The following is a 14,208-nucleotide window of genomic DNA, read 5'->3' as shown; positions in this document are numbered from 1 at the left end:
TGAACGTCGGTCCTGCTGCCACGGGCGTGGCCGTCGCCGGCGGCCCTACCACTCCACGAGCAGCCGGGAGAGCCCGCGGGTGCCCTGACCGTCCTTCCAGACGACCGGATCCGGGCCGGAGGCGAGGCGCAGCGTCGGGAACCGCCGCACCAGGCGGCCCAGCACGATCTGCAACTGGAGCCGGGCCAACGGAGCGCCGAGGCAACGGTGCACGCCGTGCCCGAAGGTGAGGTGGACCGCGTCCCGGCCCTCGGTGGCCAGCTCTCCCGGTTCCGGGAAGGCCCCGGCGTCCCGGTTCCCGTGCAGCAACGAGACGAGGACGCCCTCTCCGGCCCGCACGGTGACGTCACCGAGCGGTACGTCCTCCGTGGCGACGCGCGTGAAGCTGACCGGGGTGGCCGGGGTGAGCCGCAGGAGTTCCTCGACCGTGGGGGCCAGCCGGTCGGGTCGGTCGCGCAGTTCCTCGTACGAGCCGGGGTGGGACAGCAGGTGCAGTACCGACAGCCCGATCTGGCCGACCGTCGTCTCGTATCCGGCCATCAGCAGCGTCAGGCCCATCGTGAGCAGCTCGGCCATGGACAGCTCGCCGCGGTCGTGCGCCCCGATCATGGAGGTGAGCAGGTCGTCCGCGGGCTGCCGGCGCTTGTGCTCGATCAGGTCCGCCATGTATCCGGCGAGTTCCAGGCGGCGCCGGGCCTTCGTCTGCGGCGTGCTGGCAGTGATGTCGAACAGCACCTCGACCCAGTCCCGGAACCGGTGGCTGTCCTCGGGCGGAACGCCCAGCAGGGAGCACAGGACCCGCAGCGGAAGGGGGGTGGCCAGTTCGCCGACGAGGTCGGTTCCCGGTCCGAGCGCGGCCATGGCGTCCAGGTGTTGCTCGGTCAGCCGCTCGATGTACGGGGCCATCCCTGTGACCCGTCCGGTGCTGAACGCTCCGGACACGATGCGCCGCAGCCGGGCGTGATCCGCTCCGTCCATGCTCATCATGGAGTCCGGGACCGGCTGTGCGTCGTTGGCCCTCGGGGCGTGTGGCTTCACCGCCTCGGCCCTGCTGAACCTCTTGTCCGTCAGCACCCGGCGGGCGAGCGCGTGGTGGCACACGAGCCAGACCTTGTCCCCGGCCGGGGTGACGACCGGTACGACGCCCTGGTCCCCGGACCGTTGCAGGAAGTCCGGGAGGGGCCCCGGCCAGACGTCGGTGAGGTGTGCCATGCGTGTGCTCCCCGGGGTAGTCGGCGTTCAGGCGGCCAGGAGCCGGCGCTCGGCCTCGTGAAGGGTCTCCATGCGCCGGTTGAACGCGATGCGGACGTACTGCGCTCCGAGTTCCGGACCGGAGCAGAAGGGGAATCCGGGGGTCAGCAGCACACCGCAGCGGTCCAGCAGGTCGCGTACGAACGTCAGGCTGTCCGTCCGCCCCCCGGTGATCGGGCCGATGTCCGCGAACAGGAAGCAGCCGCCCTCCACGGGGGCGAACTTCATGCCCACGCGGGAGAAGATGTCCTGGGCCAGATCGCGTCGCCGCTCCATCTGCGCCGACGCCTCCTCCGGGTCCGCCCAGTCGACCCGCCCGGCGGCCACCTGCAACGGAGCCGCGGTCCCGAGGGTGGTCAGTGCGTGCACGCGCCGGAACGCCTCGGTACGCACGGGGTCGGCGCGCAGGAAGCCGATCCGCCAGCCGCTCACCGCATGGCTCTTGGAGAGCGAGCCGACCACGACGCTGCGCTCGGCGAGGCCGGGGACGTCGGCCACGGACACGTGCCGGCGACCGTCGAAGACGAAGTTGCCGTACACCTCGTCGCAGATGGCGGTGACGTTCCACCGCTCGCACGACTCGGCGATGACGTCCATCTCCTCGCGGGTGAGGACCCGGCCCGTGGGATTGCTCGGCGTGTTGAGCACGATGGCCCGGGTCCTGGGGCCGAAGGCGGCGGCCAGGTCCGCCGGATCGAAGCGCCATTCGGGCGCCTGCAGCGGCACGAACCGGGGCACCGCGCCCACCAGCCTGATCGCGGAGGCGAACTGGTCGAAGCCCGGGGTGAACAGGACGACCTCGTCACCGGGGTCGACGCTCCCCAGCAGGGCGATGTAGAGGCCCTCGGTGGCGCCGGCGGTGACGGTGATCTCGGTGTCGGGGTCGGTGGCGGCGTTCAGGGATTCGGCGATGCGTCGGCGCAGCAGCGCATCGCCCATGGGGTGTTCGTACTGGTTGTGCCCGGCGCGCATGGCACGGGCCGCCTCCTCGATCATGTCCGTCGAGACCTCGGGGTGGCCGGGGGTGCCGATCGCCAGGTCGATGGCGTCGCGGGACCGCGCCAGCATGAACACCTCGGCCAGACCGCTGTCCGCCACTCCGGCCGACCGCTGGGAGACGACTGGCCTCTCGGCCGGGGAATACGTCATTACCCAGTCCCTCCATCATCCGGGTCCGCGCAGAAATACATTCCCGAAAAGGGCGAAATCCGCCTCGCCTGCGTTCCGGCGGATTCTTTCTGGAAAAACACCGGGAGCCCGTCGGGCATCCCTCGAAGTACCTGTGGATAATATCCGCGCCGGCACCAAAGCAGGCTGAACCTGCCCTGGACGCACATCTGCCCCTCCCGATCCGGAGAAAGCCGCCTGCCTCACTCTTCCAGGGCCGGCGAAGGCCGGCGGAATTCCGTGTCCGCGGACCGCCCGTCGTACGCCCGCCAGAGCCGGGCGTACACGCCGCCGAGCGCGAGCAGCTCCTCGTGGGTGCCGTCCTCGCACACCCGGCCGTCGTGCAGGACGACCACCCGGTCCGCCCGCGCGGCCACGCCGAGCCGGTGCGCGACGATCAGCGTCGTCCGGCGGGTGCCGCCGTGGGTCGGGGCGCCCCGGTTCGCCACGGCCTCGCTCGCGGAGTCCAGGGCGGCGGTGGCCTCGTCGAGCAGGAGGACGTCGGGCCGGACCAGTTCGGCCCTGGCCAGCGCGAGCAACTGCCGCTGGCCGGACGAGAGGTTGCGGCCGCCTTCGGCGATCCGGTGCCGGTAGCCGCCGTCGAGCCCGGCGATCATGTCGTGGGCTCCCACCTGCCTGGCCGCCGCCTCCACCTCCGCGTCGGTGGCGTCCGGCCGCCCGTAGGCGATGGCGTCGCGCACGGTGCCCTCGAAGAGGTAGGGCTCCTGGGGCACGATCCCCAGGCGCCGCCGGAACGCCTTCGGATCCAGTCGGCGGATGTCGGTGCCGTCGACGAGGATCGCTCCTCGGGTCGGGTCGTGGAAACGGGCCAGCAGTTTGATCAGGGTCGACTTGCCGGCCCCGGTCTCGCCGACGAAGGCGACCGTCTCGCCCGGCCGTATGTGCAGGTCCACGCCGCTCAGGGCCCGGGTGTCGCCGCCATAGCGGTAGTGCACGCCCTCGAAGCGGATGTCGCCGCGTATCCGCTCCACCGCGCGCGGGGCGGCCGGCCGCGGTGTGCCTTCGGGAATCCGGAGGAAGCCCCGTAGAGCGGTGAGGGAGACCCGCGCCAGTTGGTAGCCGTCGAAGAGCTGGGAGATCTCCTGTAGCGGGGTGAAGAACAGGTTGAGGTACAGCAGGTAGGCCACCAGGCCGCCGACCGCCATGGTGCCCTCCGTCACCCGCTGCCCCCCGACGACGAGGACCAGGGCGGTGACGAGGGAGGCGATGAACTGGATGCCGGGGAAGTAGACGGCCGTCAGGAACTGGCTTCTCGTGCGCGCCCTTCGGTGCTCGTCGCTTTCCCGGGCCAGTCGCCGTGCGCTCGCCTCTTCGCGGCGGAACGCCTGGACGAGACGCATGCCGGCCATGTGCTCCTGGAAGGTGGCGGTCACGACGGCGGTGGTCCGCCTGGCCTCCTCGTACGCCCGCGTCGACTTCCTCCGGAACACCAGCGTGGCGACCAGCAGGGGCGGCAGCGCCACCAGGAGGACGAGCACGAGCCGGGCGTCCGCGACGAACAACGCGACCAGGACCCCCGCCAGGGTCAGCAGGCTGACCAGCAGACGCACCAGGCCGGTCTGGAGGAAGGCCGACAGGGAGTCGATGTCCGTGGTCATCCGGGTCAGGGTCCGGCCCGCCGCCTCACGCTCGTAGTGGTCCAGCCCCAGGCGATGCAGATGGGCGAAGACGCGCACCCGCAGCGCGTACAGAATCCGCTCGCCGGTGCGTCCCAGGACCCCGATCGCGCCCTGCTGTGCCGCCCACTGCGCCGAGACGACGGCCAGCGCGGCACAGCAGGCGGCCCACACCGTGCCGGTCGCCATGTCCTGGACGCCGCCCTCGACGCCGCGCCGGAGCACGAACGGCAGGGTCAGCCCGGCGCAGGTCCCCACCACGACGAGTGCCAGCCCGCAGGCCAGCGGGAGCCGGAACCCCCGCAGCAGGTCGCGCAGCCCGAACTCGCCCCCCGGGTTCCGGGCTTGGGCCGCCGCGTCGACACCGGGGTCCTCCTCGATGCGCGCCTCGCCCCTGGCCGCGGTGGGCGGCGGCTTGGCGGAGCGCCGCCCGGGCCCGGCCGCCGGCGCCGCGGCCCGTGCGACGTCCGGGTCGCGGTCGGCCTCCCGCAGGATGTCGCGGTACCGCGGGCAGCGCCGCCGGAGTTCCTCGTGCGTGCCGGTGTCGACCAGGACTCCCCCGTCGAGCACGGCGACGCGGTCGGCCAGGGAGAGGGTGGACGTCCGGCGGGCGACGATCAGGGTCGTACACCCTTTCATGACCTCGCGCAGGCCCTCGTGGACGTGCGCCTCGACCCGGGCGTCCACCGCGGAGGTGGCGTCGTCCAGGATCAGCAGCCGGGGGCGGTTCAGCAGCGCGCGGGCGAGCGCGATGCGCTGGCGCTGGCCGCCGGAGAGCGTCAGGCCGCGTTCGCCGACACGCGTGTCGTAACCGTGCGGCAGTGCCTCGATGAATCCGTCCGCCCAGGCCGTCCGGGCCGCCGAACGGATCTCCGCGTCGTCGGCGTCCGGACGCCCGAACGCGATGTTGTCCCGGATCGTGCCGGAGAACAGCAGGGACTCCTCGGGGACGAATCCGATGGCGCCGCGCAGCGAGTGAAGGGTGAGGTCGCGGACGTCGTGTCCGTCGACGCGCACGGTGCCGCTGTCGACGTCGTGGAACCGCAGCGGGAGCTGGACGAGTGCGGATTTGCCCGCGCCGGGCAGGCCGACCACCGCGACGGTCTCGCCCGGCGCGATGCGCAGGGAGACGTCGCTCAGCACGGGGCGCTCGGTTCCGTACCCGAAGCCGACGTGGTCGAACTCGACGGCGGGCGGGGGGCCGTGCGGCAGCCGTACGGTTCCCTCGGTCATGGACGGCGAGGCGTCGGCCCAGTCCAGTACGCGCTCGATACCCGCTCCGGACTGCTGGCCCACGAGCAGGAACGCCGACAGCATGCGCAGGGAGCCGGCGAGTGTGGCGAGGTAGGCGAAGAAGGAGAGAAACGTTCCCAGGCTGAGCTGGCCGCGGGTGGCCAGCCAGCCGCCGAACGCCAGAATGCCGACCTGTCCCAGCGCCGGAACGGCCTGGAGCGCGGGATTGAAGCGGGCGTTCAGCCGGACCACGCGCAGCCGGTGTGCGAACAGCCGGGTGCCGGCCCGGGTCAGCCGGTCCATCTCCTGCTGTTCCTGGCCGAACGCCTTGACCACGCGGATGCCGGCGATGGAGCTCTCCACGATCCCGGCCAGGGTCGCGACCTCCCGCTGCACCTGCCGGGCGGCGGGGCCGATGCGGCTTCTGCTGCGCCGGGAGGTGAGCCACAGGACGGGAAGCACGGCGAGAGCCACCAGCGTCAGTGCCGGGGAGAGCAGGGCCATCATGACGACCGACGCCAGCGCGGCCATGACGTTCGCGAGGGCCAGCGGCGTGTTGGAGAGCAGCCCGAACACCATGTTCATGTCGCTCGTCACCCTGCCCGCCAGATGGCCCGGACTGAGGGCGTCCTGCCGGGCGGCGTCCAGCCGGGTCAACGAGCGGAACATCTCCGTCCGTACGTCGTGCTGCACGTCGGCCGCGAGCTTGCCCGCACACAGACGACGCAGGTACGCCAGGGCGTAGGCGACCACGGCCGTGGTCAGGAACAGTGCCGTCCAGGGGGCGGCTTCGCGGGTCCGCCCCACGATGACGTCGTCGACGATCACCTTGGTCACCCAGGGCACGATCGCGGCCACCACACTGCCGCCGCACGCGGCGAGGACCGCGGTGATCAGGGTGCCGCGGTGTCGCAGGCAGTGGCGGCTCAGGCGACGCGGCCAGCCCTCCCGGACCTGCTCTTCGGCAACGGTGCCCGAGGCCGCCACCTGCTCCCCTCCTTAGGGTTGTCGGTCCGTGGCGGTCCGCACCTCGACGCCGACCGGATCGGCGGGGGGAGCGAGGACCGCGACGGCGAGGATGTACCGGCCGGAACCCACGGGCGCCGTCCCGCAACGGGTGTGCGGGGCGCCCGGAAGCGCGGTGAGGGACAGGCGGCCCGGTTCGGGCGCGCCGCCGAGCTCTCCGGCGGCGGGGGCGGCAACCGTCCGGGTGAGGCCGCCGTGGCGCAGGCCGGACCCGTGGGCCTTGCCCGCCGCCTCCTTCTGCGTCCACAGGTGAAAGAACGTCTCCTCCCTGCCGGCGAGGGGAGCGAGAGCGACCGCTTCGGCGGCGGACGCGTCCAGCCAGCGCCGTGCCAGCGCCTCGGCCGGAACGGGGCGGACGGTTTCCACGTCGACCCCCACGGGCAGGGAGGCGCTCAACGCGACGGCGAAGACTCCCCTGCTGTGGCTGATGCTCACCCGGAGCCCGCTCGCCGCCCCGGTCAGGAAGGGGCGGCCGTCGGGCCGGTGCCGGAGCCGGATCGCGCCGGCCCGGCCGCCGGTCGTGTCCGCCGCCGCGCGGATCAGGGCCCGGTGGGCCGCGTACCGCTCGCCACGGGAGGCGTTCCCCCACACGACGGTGACAGTGCGGGCCGTGTCGTCGGGCACGCCCCGCACTGTCACCGCCTTCAGCCTTCCATCTGCCGGACGAGGCTCTTGGGCCGCATGTCGGTCCAATTCGCCTCGATGTAATCCAGGCAGGCCTGCCGGCTGTCCTCGGGAAGCGCCACTTCCCACCCCGCCGGAACTTCGGCGAAGCTGGGCCAGAGCGAATGCTGCCCCTCGTCGTTCACCAGGACGAGAAAACGGCCGTCAGGGTTGTCGAACGGGTTGGACATATCTTTCCCCTCATTCTCTCCGAGCGGTCTTTCAACTGCCGCTGTTTTCTTGGATGTGCTCGCCGGAATCAAGTGTTCGGTCCAGCCGGCGAGCCAGGACTTCGCCGATCACGGCCAGCGGGCCGGGCGTCAGCATGTCCTCGTGGCGTCCTGCGACCGCGTGTGTCACCACGGATCCGTCGACGTAGGGGTGCCAGCGAGCGGCCTTCTCCTCGGCCCGATCGGTGTCCTCCCCCGCGACGAAGAGCAACAGGGAGCCCCGGAAGACGCCGGGTGTGAAGCGTCCCCGCAGTTCCACGGCGGTCCGGTAGGCGGCGGCCAGAGAGTCCAGCCGGTCGGCCAGAAGCGGCGCCAGCGGACCGCCACGCTCCCGGAGCAGTTCCGCCGCCGTCTCCCGGGTCGGCTCCGGTCCGGTCTCCCCGCGCTCGGACCCGCTGCGTCCGTTGCCGATCCCGACGGCTTCGAGCAGCCCGGCCAGGAGCCGGGACTCGGCGGGAACGGACGGTGCCACGCCCTCGTCCGCGGGATAGGAGTCGAGCACCGCCAGGAGCGCGACCTCCTCGCCGGCCTCCTGGAGCCGTACGGCGGCGGCCTGGGCCACCAGCCCGCCCAGCGACCAACCGACAAGGTGGTACGGCCCGGTCGGCTGGACCGTGCGGATCTCGGCCAGGTAGTCCGCGGCCATCTCCTCGATGTCCGCCGGCCGGTGGTCGGGTGTCTCCAGGACGCGCGCCTGCAGACCGTACACCGGCCGGTCGGGCGGAAGGTGCCGCAGCAGGCCCGTGTAGCGCCAGCTGAGTCCGCCGGCGGCGTGGAAGCAGAACACCGGCGGCCGGCTGCCGTGCGCGCGCAGGGGCAGCAGCACGCCCAGCGCGTTGACCGCGCCCGGGCCGGTCCCGTCCTCCAGGACAGCCGCCATACCGGCGACGGTCGGTGCCCGGAACAGCTCCTGGACGCCCAACTCCACGCCGAACAAGGCCCGGACGCGGCTGACCAGTCGCGCCGCCAGCAGCGAGTCTCCCCCGAGGACGAAGAAGTTGTCGTCGATGCCGACCTCGGGCACCCGCAACGTCTCGGCGAACAGCTCGCACAGGAGTTCCTCCTGCGGCGTCCTGGGCTCGCGCCCGGTCCCCGCTGCCGCCTCGGGGGCGGGCAGGGCCGCCCGGTCGAGCTTGCCGTGCGCGGTCAGCGGCAGCGCGTCCAGGGTGAGGAACACGCTGGGGACCATGTGTTCCGGCAGGACGGCCGCCATGTGGTCGTGCAGCTCGCCGGGTTCCGGCGCGGGCCGGCCGGGGGCCATGACCACGTAGCCGTACAGCCGTTTCTCGCCGGCGGACTCCTCCCGGACCATGGCGACCGCCTGGGCGACGCCCGGGAACCGGGCGAGCGCCGTTTCGACCTCGCCCAACTCGATCCGGAATCCGCGGAGTTTGACCTGGTGGTCGGTGCGGCCGATGAACTCGATCGCGCCGTCCGGGCGGCGCCGTCCGAGGTCTCCGGTGCGGTACATCCTGGAGCCGGGCGGGCCGAACGGATCGGGGACGAAGATCTGCGCGGTCGTCCCGGGGGCGTTGGCGTAGCCGCGGGCCAGTCCGGCGCCGGCCACGTGGATCTCGCCGGGCACCCCGACCGGAGCCGGTTCCAACTGCGCCGACAGGACGTACACCTGGTTGCCCGCGAGCGGCACGCCGATCGGCACGGTGTCCGGCACCTCGTCGCCCGGGCGCATGACGTGGTGCGTGGCGAAGACCGTCGTCTCGGTGGGCCCGTAGCCGTTCACCACGACGGTGCCGGGCGCGGCGCGGCGCACCTTGCGTACCGCGTCGGCCGGGACCACGTCACCGCCGGTCCACAGCTCGCGCAGTCCGGCGAAGCAGGCGGGATCCTCCTCCGCGAGCACGCGGAAGAGGCCGGCGGACAACCACAGCCTGGTGATCCGCTCCTCCACCAGGAGCTTGGCGAGGCGCGCCAGGTCCGTCCTTCCCGGTGGCGCGATCACGACCTCGCCACGGTTGAGCAGCGGAACCCACAGCTCCAGCGTCGAGGCGTCCCATGCCTGCGGGGAGTGGAACAGCATCCGCTCCCCGGACGTGCCGCGCCAGCACGGTTCGTCCGCGAGGTCCACGATGTCGCGGTGGGTGATGGCGACGCCCTTGGGTGCCCCCGTGGAGCCGGAGGTGTAGATCACGCACGCCAGTTGGTCGGCCGCGACGGCGACCGGCACGGCGGTGCGGGCGGGCCCGCCGGGCCGGACGTCGGTGTCGACGGCGACCACGTGCGACGGGCCCTCCGGCTCGGCCGTCCAGGCGGCCGCCCTGCCCGCGTCGGTCAGCAGCACCGGGGCTCCGGCGTCGGCCAGGAGCGCCCGCAGTCTGCGTTCGGGGTGCGCGGGGTCCAGCAGCACATAGGCGGCGCCCGCCTTCAGCACGGCCAGTGCCGACACGACCAGCTCCGGGGAGCGTTCCAGCAGGACCCCGACACGGTCCTCGGGCGAGACGCCGAGGTCGAGCAGCAGCCCCGCGAGGGAGGTGGCCCGCTCGTCCAGCTCGCGCCAGGTCAGACGGGTCCGGCCCGAGGAGACCGCCACGGCGTCCGGGGTCGCCGCGGCCTGCCGGGCGAGCCGTTCGTGAATCGTGCCGGGAGCATCGGGGCCGGAGGGCACGGGCGCCGCTTCGGTCCGCCGGTGCCCGGTCTCCGGCCCGCCGGGCCGGATGCGGCCCACCGGCCGGGAGGGATCGGCGGCGACGGACTCCAGGATGGCGACGAACTCCGCCAGCACCCGGTCCGCCGTTCCCGCACCGAGGAGGTCGGGCCGGTGGTCGAGCCGCAGCCGTATCCTTCCGTCGCGTGCCGCCACGGCGAGGAGCAGGGGATAGTGCGAGGCGTCCCGGCCTTGGACGGCTGTGGTGCGCAACTCCCCGGAGACCTCCGCGCCGTCGGACGGGAGCGGGTAGTTCTCGAAGACGAGCACCGTGTCGAACAGCGTGCGCAGGCCGGTGAGTCGCTGGATCCGGGCCAGGCTCAGGTACTGGTGATCGGTGAGAGACGCCCGCTCGGCCTGGGTCCGGGCGAGCGCCCGCGTCCAGCTTTCGAACGGATCGATCCGGACTCGCACCGGCACCGTGTTGATCATGAAGCCGATCATCCGCTCCGCGCCCGGGAGCTGCGGCGGACGTCCGGAGACGGCGGTTCCGAAGAGCACGTCGCCGCTGCCGAGCCGACGGCCCAGCAGAAGTCCCCAGGCCAGCTGCATCACGGTGTTGAGCGTGACGCCGGCCTGCGCCGCCTGTGCGCTCAGGGCCGCGACGAGTTCGGGTGCCAGGTCGTGCACGATCCGCTCCGGCAGTGCCGCCCGGGAACGAGGACGGTCCCCGGCCAGGAGCGTCGGTTCGTCCACCCCTTCCAGCGCGGCGCTCCACGCCCGATCGGCGGCGTCCCGGTCCCACCGGGACAGCCAGCGCAGATAGTCCCGGAACGGGACGGGGTCCGGCAGCGACGCCCCGTCACCGCCGTTGTCGTACAGGGCGATGAGCTCCTGCAGCAGCAGCGGCATCGACCAGCCGTCCAGCAGCGCGTGGTGCATCGTCATCACCAGGCGGTACCGGTCGTCGCCGTACCGGATGAGCAGGAACCGCATCAGCGGGGGCCGGTCGAGCGCGAACCGTCGCGTGCGCGATCGCCGGGTGAGTTCCTCGGCCCGGGTTCGCCGCTCGGTTTCGCCGAGGTCGGAGAGGTCGGCCTCCTCCCAGGTCAGCCGCACCGAACGGGGTACGTACTGCACCGTCCGGCCCGAGGGACGGTTCCGGAAGGCCACCCGCAGGTTGGGGTGGCGCTCCAGCAGGGCGTCGCCGGCAGCGCGCAGGGCCGCGGTGTCCAGCGCTCCTTCCAGGTCCAGTGCCAGCTGGATGTGGTAGACGTCGGGTCCGCCGTCCGCCGCCTGGGAGTGGTAGAGCATCCCTTCCTGCAGGGGGGTCAGCGGCCAGACGTCGACCAGGCCGGCCGGTCGCGCCTCCAGCTCGTCGATCTCCTCCTGTGTCACCCCCGGAAGGGTCAGGTCGGCCGGGGTGAGTTCGGGACGGCTGCCGGAGTCCGTCCCCCGGCCCGTCCGGGCCAGCGCGGCCAGGGCCTCGAACCACCGGTCCAGCAGTTCCCGGATGTCGTCCTCGCCGAAGAGGGCGTCGGGCCAGGAACAGGTCACGTGCAGGCGCGGCCCGTCCTCGTGGTCACGGGTGACGGCGGTGATCTCCAGCGGGTGCGCGAACGGCATCGCGGGATCGGAGGAGCGCAACGGCACCTTGAGGTCGGCGGCGCTCGACCATCCGGGAACCGGGCCGTCCCCCAGGGACGGATCCGCGGTCCCGATGCCGGCCCGGCCGAGATAGTTGAAGCCGATCTGCGGGCCGGGGAGTCCGGCCAGGAGCGCGCCGGCGTCGGGGTGGAGATGGCGCAGCAGGCCATAGCCCAGCCCGTGGTCCGGGAGTTCCCGCAGCTGCTCCTTGACCCGCTTCAGCGCATCGACGCACACCCGGTCCCCGACGACGTCGGCGTCCGGGCCGGCCGCGCCCGCGTCCAGCCGTACCGGGAAGCGGCTGGTGAACCAGCCGACCGTGCGGGACAGATCGACGCTCTCCTCGATCTCCTCGCGCCCGTGGCCCTCCATGGTGACCAGGACCGTGCGATCGCCGTCCCGATCGTGGGCGGGAGCCTGGGCCGAGCGCCGGCGCCACCGCGGGACGGCCAGCGCCAGACCGGCCAGCAGCACCTCGTTGATCCGGGCACCGAACCGGGCCGGCACGGCCGTGAGCAGGGCGGAGGTGTCCGCGGCCGACAGGACGTCCGTGAGGTGGGCGGCCGTCTCGCGCGTGTCCCGGGCCGGGTCCAGCGGGCGTGCCCCGATCGGCGGCTCGGGCGCCTCCAGGATCCCGCGCCACAGGGGAAGCTCGGCGAGGCGCTCCGGGTTCTGCGCCTCGGCGACGAGCGTCCGGGCCCAACGGCGGAACGACGTCGCCACCGGCGCGAGCCGTGCCGGCTCTCCCCGTACCGCGGCCTGCCAGGCCGCGGCGAGGTCGGGAAGCAGGATGCGCCAGGACACGCCGTCCACGACCAGATGGTGGGCCACGATCAGCAGCAGTCCCGGGGCCGCGGAGCCGCGGTCGAACCAGACGATCTCGACCATGCGGCCGTTGTCCGGGTCCAGCCTGCGGCGCGCGGCCTCACCGTGTTCGGCCACGGCGTCCGTGACCGCGGAGTCGGTGTCGTCCGCCGCCGTCGGCAGCTCCACCCGGGTGACGCACAGGCGCGCGTCGACACTGCCTCGCGGTCCGACGTCGAGGTTCCAGGGCAGTCCGGGCGCGGTGCTCACCAGCCTGGCGCGCAGGACGTCGTGGTGGTCGAGCACGGCCTGGACGGCGTGGACGAGCCGGTCCTCGCCCAGCCGGGGCGGCACTCGCAGCAGTGCCGACTGGTTCAGCCCTCGGTACGGTCCGTCCATCCGGTACAGCCAGCGCACGATGGGCGTGGCCGGGACGGAGCCCGTGCCGTCGTCCGCGGTGGCGCGGTTCTGCGCCGAGGGCGTCCGGAGCACCGGGACGAGTTCGGCGACCGTCTGATGGCGGAAGATGTCGCGCGGCGTGAGGACGAGTCCGGCCTCACGGGCGCGGCCGACCAACTGGATGGCGTTGATGCTGTCGCCGCCGAGGGCGAAGAAGTTGTCGTCGGCCCCGACGGGTCCGAGCCCGAGGACCTCGCCGACCAGCCGGCGGAGTATCCGCTCCGGCTGCTCCGGCTCACCGTGGGCGGGCGCGGGCGAGGACTGCCCGGTCGTCGGCACCTCGGGGGCGGGGAGTGCGGTTTTGTCGATCTTTCCGTTGACGGTCAACGGAACGGCGTCCAACACCACCAGAGCCGAGGGCACCATATGCGACGGCAACACCGACCGCACATGCGCACGCACCGCCGCCACATCCCCCACCACCCCCGCGGAGAACACCACATACCCCACCAGCCGCCGCACCCCCGGCCGGTCCTCCCGCACCACCACCACCGCCCGCGCCACCCCGGGCGCGGCCACCAACGCCGCCTCCACCTCACCCGGCTCGATCCGGAACCCCCGCAGACCGATCTGCTCGTCCGACCGCCCCAGATACTCCAACTCCCCGTCCCGCCGCCACCGCACCACATCCCCCGTCCGATACATCCGCTCCCCGGCCGGACCGAACACATCGGCGACGAACCGCTGCGCGGTCAACCCCGACCGCCCCAGATACCCCCGAGCCACCCCCACACCCGCCACATACAACTCCCCCGGCACCCCCCACGGCACCGGCCGCAACCGCTCGTCCAGCACATACCCCCGCACATTCGGCAACGGACGCCCGATCGGCGGCACCCCCCACCGCGCCGGCAACGGCCCGGCCATCGTGCACGACACCGTCGTCTCGGTCGGCCCATAGGCGTTGAACATCCGCCGCCCCGCCGCCCACCGCGCCACCACCCCCGGCGCCGCCGCCTCCCCGGCGACCACCAGCGTCCGCACCCCCGGCAACCCGCCCACCGGCAACTGCTCCACCACCGCCGGCGGCAACGTGGCATGCGTCACCCCCAACCCGGCCAACACCTCCGGCAACTCCGCCACCTGCGCCAACATGTCCGCCGGCCCCAACACCAGACACGCCCCCGCCACCAACGGCGTGAAAATCTCCGACACCGCCGCATCGAACCCCGGCGACGCGAACTGCAACGCCCGACTGCCCGGCCCCATCCGATACGGCCCGATCCGCGCCACCACCAGATTGACAATCGACCGATGCTCCACCACCACCCCCTTCGGCCGCCCCGTCGACCCCGAGGTGTAGATCACATACGCCGCGCTCCGCCCGGTCGGCCGCCCCCGCACCTCGTCCGCCGCCAACTCCCCGGCCGCACACCCCGCCAACCACGCCACCGTCTCGGCCGCGTCCAGCACCACACACCGGCCCGCCACCTCACCCGGCAACCGCTCCACCACCTGCCCCACCGTCACCACCAACGACGGAGCCGCA

At 72.9% G+C, this 14,208-nt stretch carries 6 protein-coding genes; all 6 read right to left on the bottom strand.

From position 1 onward, the window contains the following. Nucleotides 1-45: 45 nt before the first annotated feature. A complete protein-coding gene (locus ABD335_RS02565; protein ID WP_344320370.1) occupies nt 46-1,212 on the bottom strand; it encodes a cytochrome P450 in 1,167 nt (388 codons plus the stop codon). Between the two features lie 27 nt (nt 1,213-1,239). Further along, on the bottom strand, nt 1,240-2,400 hold the full coding sequence (locus ABD335_RS02560; RefSeq protein ID WP_344320369.1) for a pyridoxal phosphate-dependent aminotransferase: 1,161 nt from the start codon (nt 2,398-2,400) through the stop codon (nt 1,240-1,242). A 221-nt stretch (nt 2,401-2,621) separates the two neighbouring features. Beyond that, the gene (locus ABD335_RS02555) at nt 2,622-6,275 is read right to left on the bottom strand and encodes an ABC transporter ATP-binding protein (RefSeq protein ID WP_344320368.1); all 3,654 of its coding nucleotides are present in this window, start codon (nt 6,273-6,275) and stop codon (nt 2,622-2,624) included. 12 nt (nt 6,276-6,287) lie between these two features. Next, nucleotides 6,288-6,938 carry a 4'-phosphopantetheinyl transferase family protein gene (locus tag ABD335_RS02550; protein WP_344320367.1) on the bottom strand — a complete coding sequence of 217 codons (651 nt, stop codon included), beginning with the start codon at nt 6,936-6,938 and terminating at the stop codon, nt 6,288-6,290. Between the two features lie 20 nt (nt 6,939-6,958). Then, the gene (locus ABD335_RS02545; protein ID WP_344320366.1) at nt 6,959-7,168 is read right to left on the bottom strand and encodes an MbtH family protein; all 210 of its coding nucleotides are present in this window, start codon (nt 7,166-7,168) and stop codon (nt 6,959-6,961) included. 31 nt (nt 7,169-7,199) lie between these two features. Then, on the bottom strand, nt 7,200-14,150 hold the full coding sequence (locus ABD335_RS02540; RefSeq protein ID WP_344320433.1) for an amino acid adenylation domain-containing protein: 6,951 nt from the start codon (nt 14,148-14,150) through the stop codon (nt 7,200-7,202). Nucleotides 14,151-14,208 lie beyond the last annotated feature (58 nt).

The organism is Streptomyces macrosporus (assembly GCF_039533145.1).
Taxonomy (GTDB): domain Bacteria; phylum Actinomycetota; class Actinomycetes; order Streptomycetales; family Streptomycetaceae; genus Streptomyces; species Streptomyces macrosporus.
Note: the sequence above shows the minus strand (reverse complement) of the source record. Positions and strands in the feature narration are given on the sequence as shown.

Coding starts and splice junctions, on each gene's coding strand:
- ABD335_RS02565 (WP_344320370.1), bottom strand. CDS start 1,212: ATGGCACACCTCACCGACGTCTGGCCGGGGCCCCTCCCGGACTTCCTG.
- ABD335_RS02560 (WP_344320369.1), bottom strand. CDS start 2,400: ATGACGTATTCCCCGGCCGAGAGGCCAGTCGTCTCCCAGCGGTCGGCC.
- ABD335_RS02545 (WP_344320366.1), bottom strand. CDS start 7,168: ATGTCCAACCCGTTCGACAACCCTGACGGCCGTTTTCTCGTCCTGGTG.